The 17,532-nt window shown below is 63.6% G+C and carries 17 protein-coding genes; 4 read left to right on the plus strand and 13 right to left on the minus strand.

The features are described 5' to 3' along the window. Window positions 1–101 precede the first annotated feature (101 nt). From NCS02_RS01070 to NCS02_RS01100, 7 genes are all read right to left on the minus strand, one after another. Window positions 102–953: a class I SAM-dependent methyltransferase gene (locus tag NCS02_RS01070; RefSeq protein WP_250433464.1), complete on the minus strand. Its 852-nt coding sequence runs from the start codon at window positions 951–953 to the stop codon at window positions 102–104. Then, a complete protein-coding gene (locus NCS02_RS01075; protein ID WP_250433467.1) occupies window positions 950–2,071 on the minus strand; it encodes an ATP-grasp domain-containing protein in 1,122 nt (373 codons plus the stop codon). The genes NCS02_RS01070 and NCS02_RS01075 overlap by 4 nt, the downstream gene beginning before the upstream one ends. A gap of 33 nt (window positions 2,072–2,104) precedes the next feature. Continuing rightward, on the minus strand, window positions 2,105–3,253 hold the full coding sequence (gene vioA / locus NCS02_RS01080; protein ID WP_250433479.1) for a dTDP-4-amino-4,6-dideoxy-D-glucose aminotransferase VioA: 1,149 nt from the start codon (window positions 3,251–3,253) through the stop codon (window positions 2,105–2,107). Between the two features lie 2 nt (window positions 3,254–3,255). Then, on the minus strand, window positions 3,256–5,610 hold the full coding sequence (locus NCS02_RS01085; RefSeq protein WP_250522844.1) for a tetratricopeptide repeat protein: 2,355 nt from the start codon (window positions 5,608–5,610) through the stop codon (window positions 3,256–3,258). Window positions 5,611–5,779: 169 nt separating this feature from the next. Then, entirely contained in the window at window positions 5,780–6,079 is a 300-nt protein-coding gene (locus tag NCS02_RS01090) for a flagellar protein FliT (protein ID WP_250433483.1), read from the minus strand. A gap of 18 nt (window positions 6,080–6,097) precedes the next feature. Continuing rightward, complete coding sequence (gene fliD, locus NCS02_RS01095; RefSeq protein ID WP_250522845.1) at window positions 6,098–7,660, minus strand: flagellar filament capping protein FliD; 1,563 nt, start codon at window positions 7,658–7,660, stop codon at window positions 6,098–6,100. Window positions 7,661–7,862: 202 nt separating this feature from the next. Then, window positions 7,863–9,023: a flagellin gene (locus tag NCS02_RS01100; protein WP_250433509.1), complete on the minus strand. Its 1,161-nt coding sequence runs from the start codon at window positions 9,021–9,023 to the stop codon at window positions 7,863–7,865. Window positions 9,024–9,266: 243 nt separating this feature from the next. Here NCS02_RS01100 and NCS02_RS01105 point away from each other — a divergent pair, with 243 nt between their 5' ends. Continuing rightward, the gene (locus tag NCS02_RS01105; protein WP_250522846.1) at window positions 9,267–10,217 is read left to right on the plus strand and encodes an aldo/keto reductase; all 951 of its coding nucleotides are present in this window, start codon (window positions 9,267–9,269) and stop codon (window positions 10,215–10,217) included. Between the two features lie 349 nt (window positions 10,218–10,566). Beyond that, the gene (rpsU, locus tag NCS02_RS01110) at window positions 10,567–10,779 is read left to right on the plus strand and encodes a 30S ribosomal protein S21 (RefSeq protein ID WP_008351904.1); all 213 of its coding nucleotides are present in this window, start codon (window positions 10,567–10,569) and stop codon (window positions 10,777–10,779) included. A gap of 114 nt (window positions 10,780–10,893) precedes the next feature. On the opposite strand, the gene NCS02_RS01115 is transcribed toward rpsU, so the two are convergent. The 3 genes from NCS02_RS01115 to NCS02_RS01125 all read right to left on the minus strand — a co-directional run bounded on the left by NCS02_RS01115 (window position 10,894) and on the right by NCS02_RS01125 (window position 12,781). After that, entirely contained in the window at window positions 10,894–11,271 is a 378-nt protein-coding gene (locus NCS02_RS01115) for a hypothetical protein (protein ID WP_239294315.1), read from the minus strand. 16 nt (window positions 11,272–11,287) lie between these two features. Beyond that, window positions 11,288–11,713, minus strand: a complete 426-nt coding sequence (locus NCS02_RS01120; RefSeq protein ID WP_250522847.1) for a hypothetical protein — start codon at window positions 11,711–11,713, stop codon at window positions 11,288–11,290. Between the two features lie 462 nt (window positions 11,714–12,175). Beyond that, window positions 12,176–12,781, minus strand: a complete 606-nt coding sequence (locus tag NCS02_RS01125; protein WP_250522848.1) for a DNA-3-methyladenine glycosylase I — start codon at window positions 12,779–12,781, stop codon at window positions 12,176–12,178. A 114-nt stretch (window positions 12,782–12,895) separates the two neighbouring features. Between NCS02_RS01125 and NCS02_RS01130 the strand changes: the two genes are divergently transcribed. Continuing rightward, window positions 12,896–13,813, plus strand: coding sequence for a glucosamine kinase nucleotide-binding domain-containing protein (locus tag NCS02_RS01130; protein WP_250522849.1), 918 nt, complete (start codon window positions 12,896–12,898; stop codon window positions 13,811–13,813). 33 nt (window positions 13,814–13,846) lie between these two features. Beyond that, entirely contained in the window at window positions 13,847–14,683 is an 837-nt protein-coding gene (locus NCS02_RS01135) for a Cof-type HAD-IIB family hydrolase (RefSeq protein ID WP_008351897.1), read from the plus strand. Window positions 14,684–14,729: 46 nt separating this feature from the next. Here the strand turns inward: NCS02_RS01135 and NCS02_RS01140 are convergent, their stop codons facing one another. The 3 genes from NCS02_RS01140 to NCS02_RS01150 all read right to left on the minus strand — a co-directional run bounded on the left by NCS02_RS01140 (window position 14,730) and on the right by NCS02_RS01150 (window position 17,367). Continuing rightward, on the minus strand, window positions 14,730–15,017 hold the full coding sequence (locus NCS02_RS01140) for a hypothetical protein (RefSeq protein ID WP_008351896.1): 288 nt from the start codon (window positions 15,015–15,017) through the stop codon (window positions 14,730–14,732). 339 nt (window positions 15,018–15,356) lie between these two features. After that, complete coding sequence (gene aqpZ, locus NCS02_RS01145) at window positions 15,357–16,055, minus strand: aquaporin Z (RefSeq protein WP_008351895.1); 699 nt, start codon at window positions 16,053–16,055, stop codon at window positions 15,357–15,359. Between the two features lie 247 nt (window positions 16,056–16,302). After that, window positions 16,303–17,367, minus strand: coding sequence for a glycosyltransferase family 4 protein (locus NCS02_RS01150; protein WP_008351894.1), 1,065 nt, complete (start codon window positions 17,365–17,367; stop codon window positions 16,303–16,305). Between the last annotated feature and the right edge of the window lie 165 nt (window positions 17,368–17,532).

The following is a 17,532-nucleotide window of genomic DNA, read 5'->3' on the forward strand; positions in this document are numbered from 1 at the left end:
CGAAGAGCGAAGCAGCGCGCCGAGAAAACCGGCACGTCGTTCTTGTTGTTCTTATAGGGGTTATCGGCAGGTGCGCCGATAACTTTAGTGCCGTCCGTCAATTAATCGACGATGTAAATCGCGCGCCGATAAAACTCGCCGATGTGCTGTTCCAGCGCATACGGCGCGAGCGCGTCGGCGAAGAGGCGCAGTTCGGCTTGTCCGTGCTGGCCGTTCAGCGCTTCGATGACGTCCTTGCCGAGATCGGCATAGGCGATCGGCGCGTCGGTCGTCTTCTTCGCGTACGCGAGATCGCGAATGCGCCAGCCGGCGTCCGTCAGCAGCTTCGACACATACGCGAGACGCTCCGCATCGGTCGCGCCCGGCTGCAGCGGATGCGTCTTGTCGCCCCACAGATTGCAGCCGAGCTGGAACACGAGCGAGCGCGACGCCTGACGCAGCTTCTTCAGATAAGCGACCGCATACGCCGGAAAGTCGTGCGCGCCGGTCACATATTCGCGGTCGAAATCCGCGCCCGCGTGATGCAGCACATTCAGATGCAAAAGCACGTCGATGTCCGACAGCTTGTCGAGGCCATCGAAGGGCAGCGCTTCGTGATGCACGTCGACATTGCCGATCGAGAAGGCGTCGCCGAGTTCGCGCAGGAACCTCGCGTGTTCGGCGTTCGCTTCGATCGCCGTCACGCGCGCATCGGGATGCGCATGCGCGATCGTGTACGTGAAGAAGCCCGTATTCGCGCCGAAGTCGGCCCAGCGCTCGCCGGCTTGCGGCGCGCGATGCGCGAGAATCCAGTCGAGGCGGTTGCGGTCGCCGCGCCATTGGCTCTGAATGGTCTCCTGATAACCGAGCGTACTCGCGACGAAGTCGGGGATCGTCTGATACCCCGAGTGCTTGGAGACTTCTCCGTAGAGTTGAGCGAGCCGCTCCTTGACTGCGGTGGCGCCAGAGGTCATTTCCATAGTTCCTTGTAAAAGATTCGCCAGCTGTCGCTTGCGAGATAGACGTCGCCGGCCAGGGCGCGCAACGCAGCGCCCGCGAGACGCGCTTCGCTGCCATAGCGATGCACGGTCGTCCGGCGCCGGCGCCATGTGTTCACGATGCCGCCCGTCCACAGATACGTGGCGTGGCGTGCGCGCGAAAGGCGCCGGCCTTGATAAGCGGTTGCATCTTCCGTCGCCCAGTCGCCCACGAAAGCTTCGACGATGCCGCAGTCGTGGTTCAGGCACAGGTCGAGCGGTCCCCACGGACGGGGATTCATTTCGATGAAGTACGCGCCGTCGTCCCCGACGATGCATTCGATCATCGCGAAGCCGAAATAGCCGCATTGCGAAAGCGCCTGCCGCAGCTTCACGCCGATATCGCTCGCATGAAAATCGGCGGTGCGCGCGAGCACGATCGACTTGCCGCCGGGCTGCTGCGCGAGGTTTTCCTGCGACGAGCAGAAGACTTCGCCGGTGCGCGCGAAATAGGCGAGCAGATAAAAGCTGCGTCCCGTCACGAAGTGCTGAAAGAAATAGTGCGACGGATCTTCGCTCGCCTTGAAAGCGGCGAGGTCCGCGTCGCTTTTCACGAGCACCGGATAAAGCACGCGCTTGCCGTCGACGTTGCATTTCGGCTTGGCGACGAAAGGCACCACGGCATCGTCGATGCCCGCGTATTCGGGCGGCGGCGCGATGCCTTCGCGCGCGAAGAACTCGGTGGCGCTCGCCTTGTTCGTGAGCTTCGCGTACAGCGACGGATCGACGAGCGGCACATGCACGCCGTCGATGGATTCCAGCGCTTCCTTGTGATTCAGCAGGAAGGTGTTGAAGAATTCGGAGATCGGCACGAGCGTCACGCGGCGCGCGCCGAACTTCGCCTTCGCCTGCGCGATATAACCGGCGAGCAGCGGGACCGAGAGCGTGTCGTTTTCGCGCACGGCGACCACGAGATCGCGATACGCGCTCGACAGAACCGGATCGGCGGCCGAACGCGCGATCACCGCCGCCTGTTGCCCGAGCTTGCCGATCGCGCGCAGCAGCGCGACGACGGCGCGATCGTTGGTGCCGCTGAAGAGAAGAAACACGTGCATGGGTCGATCCTGCGTGCGCCGGGCTGCTGGGCCTTAGACGTTGGCCGCGCGGATCACGTCCACGACGCGCTCGACGTCGCGGTCCGCGAGCGCCGGATAGATCGGCAGGCACAGCACCTTGCGCGATGCTTCCTGCGCGTTCGGCAGTCGGCTCGGCTGCGCGGAGGGCAGGCCGCGATACATCGGGAAATCCGAAATCAGCGGATAAAAATAGCGGCGGCCGAAAATCTCGTGATCGCGCAGACGCTGATACAGCTCGTCGCGCGTCAGCTTGTAGTCGCTTTGCACGAGCACCGGGAAATACGAGTGGTTCGTCGCGCCGCCCGCGAGACCGGGCAGTGGCACGATGCCGTCGACGTCGGCGAGCAGGGTGCGATACAGCGCGTCGATCTCCTGACGGCGCGCGAGCGCGCGATCGATGTGCTGAAGCTGCAACAGGCCGAATGCCGCATTGATTTCGCTCATCTTGCCGTTGATGCCGGCCGCGACCACGGTCGTCTCGTTGACGAAGCCGAAGTTCTTCAGATGGTCGATGCGCTGCTTCACCTTCGCGTCCGGGCAGACGATCGCGCCGCCCTCGAACGTGTTGAAGACTTTCGTCGCGTGGAAGCTCAGCACCGACAGGTCGCCGTGCGTGAGGATGCTGCCCGCCTCGTTGCGCACGCCGAACGCGTGCGCGGCGTCGTAGATCACCTTCAAGTTGTAGTTGTCGGCGATCGCCTGGATCGCTTCGACGTCGCACGGCTGGCCGTAGCAGTGCACCGGCATGATCGCGGTGGTCTGCGGCGTGATGGCGGCTTCGATCTGACGCGGATCCAGATTCAGCGTGACCGGGTCCACGTCGACGAACACCGGCTTGATGCCGTTCCACAGCAGCGAATGCGCGGTCGCGACGAACGAATACGGCGTGGTGATCACTTCGCCCGTGATGCGCAGCGCCTGCAGCGCGGTGACGAGACCCATCGTGCCGTTCGAGAACAGCGCGAGGTGCTGCACGCCGAGGTATTCGCACAGCGCCTGTTCGAGCTGCTGATGAAACGGGCCGCCGTTGGTCAGCGTCTTGTTTTCCCAGATCTTCTCGAGATACGGAACGAATTCGTCGAGCGGCGGCAGATGCGGCTGCGTGACGAAGATACGCTCGTCGATGGCGGGCTGCTCGCGAAAGAGAGGAATGGCGCTCATGATCAACCTTGCGTGGTGGCTGCTGAATTCGCTGCGGCGGGCGCGGCGGCGAGGAGTTCGGTATCGAAAGATTCGGCGGGCAGGCCGGCGCACCAGCGCTGCCACATGTGACGAAGCGCGTGGCTCATGCTCGCGGCGATCACGTCCGGACGGAAGCGCGCCGATTCCGAGCAGCGCTCGCGCATGCCGGTGCGCAGGGCCGCGAGCGCATTCAGATCGCTTGCGTACGCGACGCCCTTCGCGACGAATTCATCCGCGTCGCGTGCGATGAACGATTCGAGTCCGACCTGGCTCATCAACGTGCCGCCCGCGCGGCCGGGCATCGTGTCGCCGAGCAGCGTCAGCGTCGGCACGCCCATCCAGAGCGCGTGCAGCGTCGTCGTGCCGCCCGCATACGGGAAGGTGTCGAGACACAGATCGACCTGATGATGCTGCTGCAGATACACCGACACGTTCGAGCGCTTGAGCAGCGAAAGCCGGTCCGCGGCGATGCCTTCTTCGGCGAACCACTTGCCCAGTTCGGCGACGGCGCTGTCGTCGGGCATCGCGCCCATCAGCATCTTCGAATCCGGCACGGCGTGCAGCACGCGCGCCCACAGCGCGATCACTTCGCGGCGCAGCTTCGACACGCGGTTGAAGCTGCCGAACGTGACGTAGCCCTTGTGGAGCGCGGGCAGCAGATTGACCGGCGGCGAATTCGCATCGGGCAGGAACGGCGCCGCCGCCGGCAGGTACGCGATCTTTTCGACGAACTGGTCGTCGATCGGCGAGAAATGCGGCGTGCGGTTCGCGAAGTAATAGTCGATGGCGCTGACGCCGGTCGTCTGCGGATAGCCGATCCACGACGCCTGGACCGGCGCGGGCTTGCGTGCGAAGGCGCGCAGGCGGTTGCGGCCGGTATGGCCCGACAGGTCGATCAGGATATCGATGCCGTCGGCGCGCACTTTCTCGACGAACGCATCGTCCGGCAAGCCCGAGACGACGTTCCAGCGTGGCGCGTGGCCGCGCAGGCGCTGCGTCGTCGAATCCTCGCGCGCATGGGTGCTGTAGACGTGAATCTCGATGCCCGGATCCTTCGCGAGCAATGCGAGCACGGGTTCCAGAAACGATGCGACGGCGTGGCGGAACAAGTCGCCGGACACGAGACCGACGCGCAGCGTCTTGTGCGGATCCTTCGCGTTCTCGTGCGCGCGCCACAGGCGGCGCGCCGGATCGCCGTGACGGCGGTCGAATTCGCGATGTTCGTCGAAGAGCGCGACGGGCGTCAGATCGGTACGGTGCGTGAGGCAGAACAGCAGATTGCTGTGCGAAATGAAGTCGATCGGGTTGCACTCGAGCGCCTTGCGGAAGGTGCCTTCGGCGCGCGCGATCTGACCGTCGTCCATCAGCACGACGCCGAGCGCGCCGTGCATGTCGCCGTTTTTCGGCGCGAGCTCGATCGCCCGTTCGCAGGCTTCGATGGCTTCGGCGTGACGGCGCATCGCCGACAGCGACACGCCGAGCACGCGATGCGCTTCCGCGTGATTCGGGTCGCGCGCGATCACCAGACGGCACTGCCGCTCGGCGCCGACGTTGTCGCCATGAACCTGCAGCGCGCTCGCGAACAGCATGCGCGAATGCTGGTCCGCGGGCTCCAGCTCGACCGTGCGGCCGAGCGGCTCGATGGCTTCGACGAAGCGGCCGTGCGAGTACAGCGCCAGGCCGAGCGAACGCTGCGCGCCGACGTGATGCGGATAACGTTCGACGAGCACGCGCGCCAGCTTGATCGCTTCCTCGTGGCGGCCCTTGTTGTAGAGCGACGCGAACTGGTTCAGGTCCTGCGGCGTGGGATTGCCGCGCTTGCCGGCGGTCGATTGCGACGCGTCGTCCGCGCTGCCATCGACGGTCTTCGGCGCGAGGCGCGCGAGCTGCGAGGCCTCGGCGAGCACGGCCGCCGCGTAGCCATTCGGGTGCGACAGGCGCTCGATCAGGCCGTCCATCGCCGGACCGCGCGCGCCGCGCTGCTGCGCCATTTCAACCGCGAACCAGGCAGCCTGCGTCTGATTGGTGCGCGCGAGCGCGTCGATGTACGAGACCCAGTACTGGCCGTTGTCCGGACGCAGGCCGAGCACGGATTCGAACAGCGGCACCGCGTCGTCCGGACGTTGCGTCTGGATAAAGAGAACCGCGAGGTTGTACAGCACGTCCGCGTGATCCGGCTTGTGATCGAGAATCGCGCGATAGAGCGCTTCGGCGTCGGCATGATTTCCGGCGTGATGATTCTCCAGCGCCGACTGCATGACGGTCGCGATGTCCTGCTCGAACTGTTGCTCCGGCGTCAGCGTCGTGGCGTCCGGAACCTGTAGGGAAATGCTCATGATCTTCGGCGTGCTCCTTGCGATTGAACTGATTATCCAAGCGAGGCCGCCAAACCGAAGCGCGGAGATGAGCGGGAAAGCCGCCGTAATTCGGGGGATCGCCAGCGGGCGAAAAAATGCCCGCGTGAAGCGGGCATCGGGGGAAAACTGAAGCGAAAGCGCGGTGTTTCTAGAACCGCGCGCCTTGCTGGTAGCGGTTGACGGCGTTCACGCGCTTCATCGCCGCGTGATATTCGGCGGCGAGACCGGTGCGGGTCGCGCTCGCGTCCGCGAGCACGGCAGCGTCGATACCCTGGATTTCGCGGATTTTCGCGAGCGCCTGCGGGCTCTGCTCGCGCGTCAGCGCCTGCAAAAGCGGCGTGCGCGCGGCATCGAGCTCCGCTGCGCGCGGCCAGTCCGCGAGCGTGGCCGCCGTTTCCATGTCTTTCGTCAGTGCGAACAGTTGTTCGACGAGAGCGTCCTGGTTCATCGTGCCGGTTCTCCGCTTTTAGGACTTGTTGGTCGCCATCGCGCCCGCGCTGTTCGTGCCGCCGAAGAGCGCCGTCAGATATTGCGTGTTCTGGTTCATGCTCGCCATCAGCGTATTGAGCGCCGTGAACTGCGCGTTGTAGTCCGACGTGAGCTGCGCGGCGTAGTTGGTCAGCGTCGTCTGCTGCGTCGAGATGTTGGCGAGATCCTTGTTGATCGAATCCGTCTCGGACGTGAGCAGGCCGCCCGTGCTGAGATAGCTCGAAATCTTGTCGGTCAGCTGCGCCCCGACGCCGTTGATCGCGTTGAAAAGCTGCGACACGCCGGTTGCGTTGTTCGTCAGCGCGTCGGTGAGCTTGTCGCTGTCGATGGTCAGCGTGCCGGCCGGCTGCTCCGCGGTCGCATCGAGCGACGAAACCTGGCTGATGCCGAGCGACGCCAGCGAGATCGAGCCGCTGCCCTTGCCGACCGCGCTGCCGATGATCGCCGAAAGCTGATTCTTGATCGTGTTGACCGCCGAGTTGCCGAGCAGCACGCCGCCCTGCGAGCCCGCGGACGCGCTGCTGTTGAACGACGTATAAGAGTTGATCGTCGAGACGACCGTGTTGTAGAGGCTGACGAAGTTCGAAATCGCGCTCGAAATCGACGACGTGTCCTGCGAGATCGTGACCGTCTGCGTGCTCGCCGGGGTCGTCACCGCCGCCGCCGTCAGGTTCAGCGTCACGCCCTTGATCGCGCTCGTGACCGTGTTGCTCGAACTCGTGCCCGCGACGCCGCCGACCTTGTACATCGCGTCCTGCGCGGTCGCGCTTTGCGACCAGCCGTTGGTGACGGAATCGTCGGAAATCGTGGACGCCGCGCCGTTTGCGCCGGCCGTCGACGAGACCCCGAGCTTGTTCAGGTCGCTGCCGCTGGCCGCGCCGGTGATCGTGGTCGAGATGACGTTCGACGCGCCCGTCGTCGTGGAGTTGAGCACCAGATGCTGGCCGTCCGTGCCGGTCACGATCGTCGCGCTCACGCCCGGATTGCCGGACGCGTTGTTGATCGCGGCGGCGATGCCCGAAAGCGTGTTGTTGCTGCTCGTGATGTTGAGCGACATCGACTTGGAGCCGACGCTGATCTGCATCGTGCCGGTGCCGAGCTTTTCGTCCGTCGCGAAGCCGGTCGACGTCAGCGATTGCGCCTTCGCTATCTGCGAGACCGTCACGTCGTAGCTGCCCGCCACGGCGCCGGCGGCGCCCGATGCGGTGATGCCGGTGCCCGTCACGTTGGTCGTGAAGGTCGACATCAGCGAGCCGTCGGTCAGGCTCGTCATCGTGGTTTGCAGCGTCGAGAGCGCCGACGACAGCGTGCCGATCGCCGAGAGCTTCGTGTTGTCGTTCGATTGCGCGGCGGCGAGCGATGCGCTCTGGCCGGCCGTTTTCGCGTTGACCATCGCGGTAACGAGCGCGTTGACGTCCATCGACGAGTTGCCCGTCGCGCCGCTGATGATGGATTGCGCTGCTTCGGCAAGCGCCGCGTTCGCGGACGCCTGGGTCTGCGCGGCGGTCGCCGCCGTGGTGGCCGTACTGATCGTGGACATCGGGTAACTCCGTGTATCGCGCTGTCGCCTGATTGCGCGTGATCGCAGTCAACTGCTCGTTGCGGGAAACAAACTCTTGCGTGTGCGCTCGTGAACGCGGGCGCACACGCAAGAGATCGAAACGTGGTTTCGTCGCCGGGACGGCCCGACGCCGGATCTTCGGGATGAAGATCCGGCGTCGGGTGCTACCTTGGCGTACCGCTTAGCCGAGGAGCTTCAGAACTTGCTGCGGCAGGGAGTTCGCTTGCGCGAGCACCGAGATACCAGCCTGTTGCAGCACTTGAGCCTTGCTGAGGTTCGCCGTTTCCTGCGCGAAGTTCGCGTCGGTGATCTGCGACTGAGCCGACGACAGGTCGGTCGATTCGGCTTGCTGCGACGAAGCGATTGCGCTCAGACGGTTCTGGGCTGCACCCAGCGTTGCCTGCACGTTGTTCAGCGTCTGCAGTGCGTTGTCGATCGAGACCAGCGCGACGTTGGCGCCCGTCGTGGTGCTGATGTCGAGGTTCGCGACCGTGTCCGGCTTGTTGATCTTGTTGATCGACGCGTTGAGGGTGGTGATCGCGGAGCTCACGGATGCGCCCATCGAACCGGCAATGCTCGTGCTGAACGTCAGCGTGTTTTCGTGCGGTGCTGCAGCCGTGCCCGTGCCTGCGGTGCCCGAGCCGAAGATGGCCGTGACGGCCGTCGAGCTCAGCGCGACGTTGTTCTGGTCGGTGAACGAGAAGCCGCCCTTGCCGTCCGACAGCACGTTGATCGAGGTGATCGTCGCGCCGGAAGAGGCGTAGGCGCCGCTCGACGACAGCGACAGGTTCGAGAACGTGCCGAGCGTGTTGCCCTTCTGCACCATGCCGCCGCCGAGCGAGTTCGCGCCCATGTCTTGGCTCAGGTCCAGATTGATCGTCTGACCGACGTTCGCGCCGACCTGGAAGCTCAGGCTGCCAGCCGAACCGTCAAGAATGTTGCGGCCGTTGTACGTCGTTTGCGAAGCGATACGGTTCACTTCGGCGATCTGCTGCGAAACTTCCTTCTGCAACGAAGCCTGGTCGCTCGACGAGAGCGAGCCGCTAGCGGCTTGCACGGCCAGCGTACGGATACGCTGCAGGCTGGAGGTCATCGACGAAAGCGCGCTCGAAGCCGTCTGGGCAATCGACACACCGTCGTTCGCATTCGAAACGCCCTGGTTCAGGCCGTTGATCTGCGTTTGCATCCGGTTCGAGATCGCGAGACCTGCTGCGTCGTCAGCAGCGCTGTTGATGCGCTTGCCCGACGAGAGGCGGGTGATCGCCGAAGACAGCGCGCTTTGCGTGCCGTTGAGGTTCTGCTGTGCAACCAGCGAGTTGATGTTGCTGTTGATACCGATCATTTTGTTCTCTCCTGGGAGACTGTATCTGGCTTTGGCTAAAGCACCGAGTAAGTTGCCTGGCGGTCCTGCGCTCGGTGATAGCCGGCCGCCTACTTGTGGTTATCGGGCCCCTCGAAAAAAACTTAAGGCCCGCGCAAACGATTTGTGTAACGAATTCTGTTGCGAGGCCGCGAAGCCTTGCCCGGCAAGGCGCCGATTTCGCGCGTATGCTTTTTGGTCCCTCTAGACGCATTCGGAGCGCACATGCAGACACGCAATATCGGCACATCGGAACTGAAAGTTGCGCCGCTCGTCTTCGGCGGCAACGTGTTCGGCTGGACTGCCAACGAGCGCACGTCGTTCTCGATCCTCGACGCGTTCGTCGACCACGGCCTGAATTTCATCGATACGGCCGACGTCTATTCCGCCTGGGTCGACGGGCATCAGGGCGGCGAATCGGAGACGATCATCGGCAAGTGGTTCAGGGAAAGCGGCAAGCGCCACCAGGTCGTGCTCGCGACGAAAGTCGGCAAGCTGTCCACGCGCGCCGGGCTCTCGGCGGCGAACATCGCGGCGGCCGTCGACGATTCGCTGCGGCGTCTCAAGACCGATTACATCGACGTCTATTTCTCCCATTACGACGACGAAACCACGCCGCTCGACGAAACCCTCGACGCGTATCAGACGCTCATCAAGGCGGGGAAGGTGCGGGTGATCGGCGCGTCGAACTACACGGGCGAGCGGCTAGAAGAGGCGTTGAAAGTCGCGAAGGATTCGGGCTTGCCGGCGTATCAGATTCTGCAACCCGAATACAACCTCTACGACCGCGGGGGCTACGAGACCGGTCTCGAACCGGTGGCAGAACAGCACAAGATCGCCGTCGTGCCGTATTACGCGCTCGCGAGCGGCTTTCTGTCGGGCAAATATCGGTCGAAGGCGGACACGCAGCACAAGGCGCGCGGCTCGCGCGTCGAAAAGTATCTGACGCCGCGCGGCCTCGAGATTCTCGACGCGCTCGACGAAGTCGCGAAACGCAACGACACGGCGCCCGCGACGGTCGCGCTCGCGTGGATGATCGCGCGCCCGAGCGTGACGGCGCCGATCGCCAGCGCCACGTCGGTCGCGCAACTGGAGAGCTTGGCCGCCGCGACGCGCCTGCAACTCGCAGCCGACGATATCCATCTGCTCGACGAAGCCAGCGCGTGGCAGAAATAGTTCTGTTGCATCAATGAGTTGGCCGGCGCGCGGGAGTTGGCAATGGCGCGGTGTTCTGGTAACATCGCGCCCGAATCGAGAAATGTGCCCGATTTCCTGCCTTCGCCGCTGAAAATGACAACGTCAACCAACAGCGGCGAACGGCTCTGAAACGCGCCTTCGTGTGGTTCTTTCGAAAGCGCCTGCCGCTTCCGCGGCTGAATCTCAACGCTCTCTTTTCCGGCCTCCGTGGCCGCTTTGCTCGTGTCCGTCGCGCCGTTCTCACGTCCGGCGGACGATCGGAGTGCCGGGGCGCGGCAACTCGCAGTCGTCGCGCGCTTGAAAATACGTTTAGCAAACCAGGATTTACATGACCACTATCGTCCTCAAAGAAAACGAGCCGTTCGATGTCGCGATTCGGCGTTTCCGCCGCACCATCGAGCGCAATGGCCTGATCGCCGAACTGCGCGAGCGCCAGTCGTACGAAAAGCCGACCACCGAGCGCAAGCGCAAGAAGGCCGCCGCTGTCGCGCGCCTGCGCAAGCGCCTGCGCAGCCAGATGCTGCCGAAGAAGATGCACTAAGCGTCTTGTTCGGGCGAGGGTTTTCGGATCCTCGCGCCGAACGGCAAAACGGCGGTGCGACCCGTAAGGGCGCACCGCCGTTTTCGTTTCTATTGCCTTTTTTAGCGAGGGCGTTCAGACGAACGCGTGACGCCTGCCAAGCGCCGCGAGCAACGCCGGCCACTCTTCGATTTCGGCGTAGTCGTGAACTTCCTCCAGCTCGATCAGCAGATCGATGATGTTCGGATCGTAGGCATTCACGTTCGATGCGTAGAGCGCCCGCAGCAGACCGCCGTCCCGCGCATGCCGATAGTAGGAAATGCCGACGCCTTCCAGCTCCGGCTCGTACACATCGTCGCGCACGAGCGACCCGATCGCGCACTTGCGGCCTTCCGGACTGCGAAGCCTGCACGAACCGTTGTCGTCTTCCGAGACCGCGCGCTGCGTCAGCAAGTGCTCGCTGACGCGCTCGTAAATGTCCTTCGGGCTCAACATCGTAATAGGGCTCAACATCACAGCACCTGCAATATCACGCGGCCGTTTTAAGAAGTTCGGCTGACAACCCGAACTGACGCGCGATCGACGTCAAACGCTCGCGCCATTCCCATTTGCCGAAGACGTCATGCACGTTCTGCAGGCACGACAGCAGCTCGACGGTGTTGGGATCGAACACGTTGATGCGCGAACGGAGCAGCGCCCGCTTCAGCGCCACGACGCCGACATCCATGTACGCCGGCAGCTGCTCGGGCGGCTTCGCGATGAAGCGAATGGGCACGCCTTCCATCGCGGTGACATAGTCGCGCGGCTTGATGAAGCTCCCGACAGGGCAGCCGCCGCAGTATCCGCGATAGGCGCCGCCGCCCCGCGGCAGCAAAGCCGCTTGCCCTTGTCCGAAAAGATGCTGGACTGCGCTGTTGAAAATCTCCTGATGCGTCAGGAAGTTCAAGCTTTTCATGATCTTCTCCCCTGCGCCCCTGCGCAGCGGCCATACGTTTAAGTATTCGAGAACCTGCACCTGCTTACCGAAAGCGGCAGCGTCGTTGCAAATATGGCGCAACAGAATCGACGCTCGCCGCCCGGCCTCTGCTCCGAGCACGGCGGTTTTCCCGGCCTGGGCGTGTGGTCTGACTGCGCCCTGTGTGCTCGCGTCGGATTTCTACACTCAGTGACGATCCGTACACCGTCAGTTATAACGGTTCGGAACGGTAAAAAGGTGCGCCAGCGCACGCGAGGAAGCCATTTTTACACGGCTCGTACGTTCGTGCAGTGCGGAAAACCCGGCCAAAAGCCTTGCAGTTCGGGCAATTGCCCGTGCTTCACTGCAAAAAAACCGTCATCTATAAGGATTTACCCTAGATCGCGTAAATTACGCTACACGATGTTGTCAAAAGGCAAAATTTTTCCGCATAGGAATCGATCAAAGCGGGGTTTTTGCAACGGTCTTCCGTTTTGTCTTAGGTTTTTCTCGCGACATGCAACCCACGGCGTGATCGTTGACCATGCCGGTGGCCTGCATGAACGCGTAGCAAATCGTCGTGCCGACGAACTTGCAGCCGTATTTCTTGAGCGCCTTGCTGAGCGCGTCCGATTCCGGCGTGGACGCGGGCGTGGGATTTTTCGCATCGCGCGGCGTGTCGATCGTTTTGCCGTCGACGAACGACCAGACGAAATCCGCGAACGAGCCGTGCTCCTGCTGGATCTGCTTCACGGCGCGTGCATTGAGCACCGCCGATCCGATCTTCGCCCGGTTACGCACGATGCGCGCGTCCTGCACGATCCGCTCGACGTCCTTCTCGGTGAAGCGCGCCACCTTGTCGATGTCGAAGCCCGCGAAGAGCGCGCGATAGCCCTCGCGCTTGTTGAGGATCGTCGACCAGGAAAGGCCCGCCTGCGCGCCTTCCAGCACCAGCATTTCGAACAGATGCCGGTCGTCGTGCGACGGCACGCCCCATTCGCCGTCGTGATATTCGATCATCGCGTCGGTCGTGGCCCAGGCGCAGCGGGTGTGTTCGGCGTCTGCCATTGCGAGTCCTCATCATTATTTTGAATCGCGTCAGCATAACGGATCGCCCGTATCGCGCCATCTATGCCATTCGGCCAATTGGCGCGCGTCGCGGCCGCCGGTAAGCTTGGGCCCATGACTACATCTTCGACTTCGGCATTTGACGGCTTCCTGCTCGGCATCGACGGCGGCGGGAGCGGCACGCGCGTGATTCTCGCCGACGCGCACGGCAACGAACTGGCGCGCGCGAGCGGCGGACCTTCGGGGCTCGGGCTCGGGGTGGCGCGCGCGTGGCAATCGATCGGCGACGCGTGCGCGCGCGCATTCGAGGCCGCCGCGCTGCCGTTCGACTGGCGCAACTGCGCACTCGGCTGTGGCCTGGCGGGCGTCAACAACGCGGACTGGCTCACCGCGTTTCTCGGCGCGGCGCCGGACGTGCGCGCGTTGAGCGTGGAAAGCGACGCCTATACGACCGTGCTCGGCGCGCACGGCGGGGAATCCGGCGTGATCGTCGCGCTCGGCACGGGCAGCATCGCGGCGTCGCTGGACGAATCGGGCGTTTGCCGAATCGCGGGCGGCTACGGCTTTCCGAGCGGCGATGAAGCCAGCGGCGCGTGGCTCGGCCTGCGCGCGGTGGTGCATCTGCAGCGCGTGCTCGACGGCCGCGCGCCCGCAGATGGCTGGTCGCGCGCAATGCTCGCCCACACTGGCGCGACGGATCGCGACAGTCTCGTCGTCTGGCTGTGCGCCGCGAATCAAACCGCTTATGCGACGCTTGCGCCCACCGTGTTCGAGTTCCGCGACCATCCCGAGGCCGCGCGTCTGCTGGATCAGGCGGGGCAGGAAATCGCGAAATTCGTCGCGGCGCTCGATTCCGCCGGCGTGCTGCCCGTCGCGCTGTGCGGCGGGCTGGCCGCGCCTTACGAGCCATTCGTGCCGGCCATGTTGCGCGAACGCATGCGTGCGCCACGCGCCGATTCCGCAGCGGGCGCGCTCGAACTGGCGCGACGCGCGGCGTCCGCTTTCGCGGCTGCGGACGGTGCGGCGCGATAAAATACCGACCTTCGCGGCACCACAAAGGCAGTCATGTATTCGGTTATCGCTACTGATCTCGACGGTACGCTTCTCAACAGCGACCACCAGCTCGATCCCTTCACCGCCGAAACCGTGCGCGCGCTCGCGGCGCGCGGCGTGCCTATCGTCATCGCGACGGGCCGGCATTATCGCGACGTCGCCGGCATTCGCGATGTGCTCGGCGTCGACGCGTATCTCATCACGTCCAACGGCGCGCGCGTGCATACGCCGGCCGACGAGCGCATTTATTCGCGCGACCTCGAGCCCGCCGCCGTGCGCCGTCTCGTGCAGCCCGAGATCGCGGGCAGCGAGCGCGTCATCGTCAATCTTTTTGCCGACGACGCCTGGCTCATCGACCGTCACGCGCCCGAGTTGCTGGTCTTCCACCAGGATTCCGGCTTCAAGTACGAAGTGATGGATCTGCGCGAGCATGATGGCGAGAACATCGCGAAAGTGCTGTATATCGGCGATCCGGCCGATCTGAAGGTGACCGCCGCGAACCTCGAACGGGAGTTCGGCGATTCGCTCTACGTCACGTATTCGCTGCCGGACTGTCTGGAAGTGATGACGTCGGACGTATCGAAAGGGCGCGCGCTGCGTTTCGTGCTGGAGCGGCTCGATGTCGATACCGCGCAATGCGTCGCGTTCGGCGACAACATGAACGATATCGATCTGCTCGAAACCGCCGGGCATCCGTTCATGATGAACAACGCGAACCCCGATCTGATCAAGCGCCTGCCGAACGTGCCGCGTATTGGGTACAACTTCGAGGCGGGCGTCGCGCATCAGCTGCGCAAGCTGTTCGACATTCGCGACGAACTCGCGTCGCCGGGACAGACGCCCGACTGATATCCGTCACGGCGGGCCGCGGACCTCGATCCGCGGTCGGTCCCGCTTATCCGCGATGGCCCCAGTTGTTGCCGTAGCCGCCGTGGTTCCAGCCCGCGCGGTCGTATCGGCCATAGTCGCGATGATCGCGGCCATACCAGCGCGGCGCTTCGTGGCGATAGTACGGCGCGCGATACGCCGGAACCGCCGGACGCACGTACACCGGAGCCGGCGCCACATAAGCCGGCGCGCCGAGCGAGACGCCGATGTGCAGATCGCTGTGAGCCTGAGCCGCGCCGACAGCACCGATAGCAAGACCAGTCGCGACAAGCATGTGGGTGACGATGCGCTTCATTGTGTTTCTCCTTTAAGGCGACGTGTGTCGCATGGGTCCAATTTAAGCGCCCGCCGTCTTACATGCTTCGAGGACTTGTTACCGTGTGCAAGGACGGCGTAAGGGAGTTCGCAAGCGCGGCGGCGCCGTCGACATCGCTGGAAGCCTTATCCTTCAAGCCTTCGGCGGCGCGCGAAATGATCCTTGGCATCGCGTGACGGAAATTCATAAGCAGGCTGCGTAATTCGGCATTACATTTGTCGCGCGCGTTTAATCTTTCGTATGCGCGCTGTGGCGCAAAAACAAAAACGGGCGCATTTCGCGCCCGTTTTGCTTGCCGCCGTTTGCTGCCGCCGTGACTTACTTCTGACGCGTCAGCAACGGATAAAGCACGCCCGCGAGAATCGCGCCGACGATCGGCGCAATCCAGAACAGCCACAGCTGATCGAGCGCCCAGCCGCCGACGAAGAACGCCTGGCTCGACGAGCGCGCCGGATTCACCGACGTATTCGTGACCGGAATCGAGATCAGATGGATGAGCGTCAGGCACAGGCCGATGGCAAGCGGCGCGAAGCCTTTCGGCGCGCGCTCGTCGGTGGCGCCGAGGATCACGAAGAGGAAGAAGAACGTCATCGCGATTTCGGCGATGAGCGCGGCGGCCATCGAGAAATGCCCCGGCGAGTGCTCGCCGAAACCGTTCGCGGCGAATGCGCTCGACGCGAAGTCGAAGCTCGGATTGCCCGTGGCGATCAGATAGATTACCCACGCGCCGAGCGTCGCGCCGATCACTTGCGCCGCGATGTACGGCACGAGATCGCGCACCGGAAAGCGGCCCGCCGTCGCGAGCCCGATGCTCACGGCCGGGTTCAGGTGGCAGCCCGAGACGTGGCCGATGGCGTAGGCCATCGTCAGGACGGTGAGACCGAATGCCAGCGAAACGCCGGCGAATCCGATGCCGAGTTCAGGAAAGGCCGCGGCGAGCACGGCGCTTCCGCAGCCGCCCAGCACGAGCCAGAAAGTACCGAAAATTTCAGCGCCGAGACGCTTCGACAAATGCATGATTCTGCCTTCGTGAAAAAGATGAAAAGCCGTTGATTTCAAACAAGAACGCGTGACGCGCTTTTGCGCAGCGCAGTTTAAGCGCGGTGTCTTTGGCGAACTGTCAAAAATGGTCGATCGGCTCTCAATTCACGGGCATTGCACCGAAACTTCGGATCATTCCTTAGCGAATGTCTTAACAAGCGCGCAAAAAAAGTGCCGCCCGGCAAGCGGGCGGCAGTTCCAGCAAATCTGGTCAGGAAGGCAATCAGCCCACCGCGACCTGACGCAACACCGGGCGCTTCGCCGCCTGAAGCATCGCCGTGTAGCTTTCGACGTAGTTCTGCGCCATCGTCTGCGCGCTGAAGCGGCGCTCGAACTGCGCGCGGATTTCCGTGCGCGACAGCTCGTCGAGACGTTGCAGCGCGCCGACCGCGCCTTGCACGTCCTCGCAGATGAAGCCCGTCACGCCGTGGTCGATGACTTCCGGCACCGAACCGCGATTGAACGCGATCACCGGCGTGCCGCAGGCCATCGCCTCGATCATCACGAGGCCGAACGGCTCGTTCCAATCGATCGGAAAGAGCAGCGCCTTCGCGCCCGACAGAAATTCCGGCTTCTGCGCTTCATTGATCTCGCCGATGAACTCGACGTGCGCCTGCGAAAGCAGCGGTTCGATCGTCGACTTGAAGTATTCCTGGTCGACCTTGTCCACCTTGGCGGCGATCTTCAGCGGCAGACCGCTCTGGGCCGCGATCTTGATTGCGAGATCGGCGCGCTTTTCCGGGCAGATGCGGCCCAGGAACGCCAGATATTCCGGCTTCTTGTGGGGCTGCGGCGTCAGCAACTGGCTCGGCAGACCGTGATAAACGGTGTTCAGCCAGTTCGCCTGCGGCAGCGGCCCGCGCTGATTGTCCGAGATCGAAATGACGTTCGCCTTCGTGAACGTGTTGAAGATCGGCTGCAGTTCCGGCAGATCGAGCCGGCCGTGCAGCGTCGTCACGAACGGCGTGTCCATCTGCGTGAACAGCGGGAACGGCATGTAATCGAGGTGGAAGTGCAGCACGTCGAACTCGTGCGCGCGCTGGCGGACGGTTTCGAGCAGCAGCATGTGCGGCGCGAGCGCGTCGCGCACGGTCGGATCGAGACGCAACGCACGCGGCCACACGGGTTCGAGCGTCGCCTTGGTTTGCGAATCGCCGCTGGCAAACAACGTTACATCGTGGCCGAGTTCGACGAGCGCATCCGTCAGATAAGACACGACGCGCTCAGTGCCGCCGTAAAACTTCGGAGGAACTGCTTCGTGCAACGGTGCAATTTGTGCGATTCGCATAACGTGACTCTCCATGTAGGTAAGGCATTGCAGTCACGCTCCGGTCGAGCGCTCAACGCATGCCATTCGGGCGGGCCGCGTGTGGTTGGACGCCGCCCGAGACAGGCCCGGAGATGAAAAAACATCGCGACCGGGTTATCCCTTACCGATCATTATCGGGATCGA

This window comes from Caballeronia sp. NCF2 (genome assembly GCF_023631205.1).
Classification (GTDB): domain Bacteria; phylum Pseudomonadota; class Gammaproteobacteria; order Burkholderiales; family Burkholderiaceae; genus Caballeronia; species Caballeronia zhejiangensis.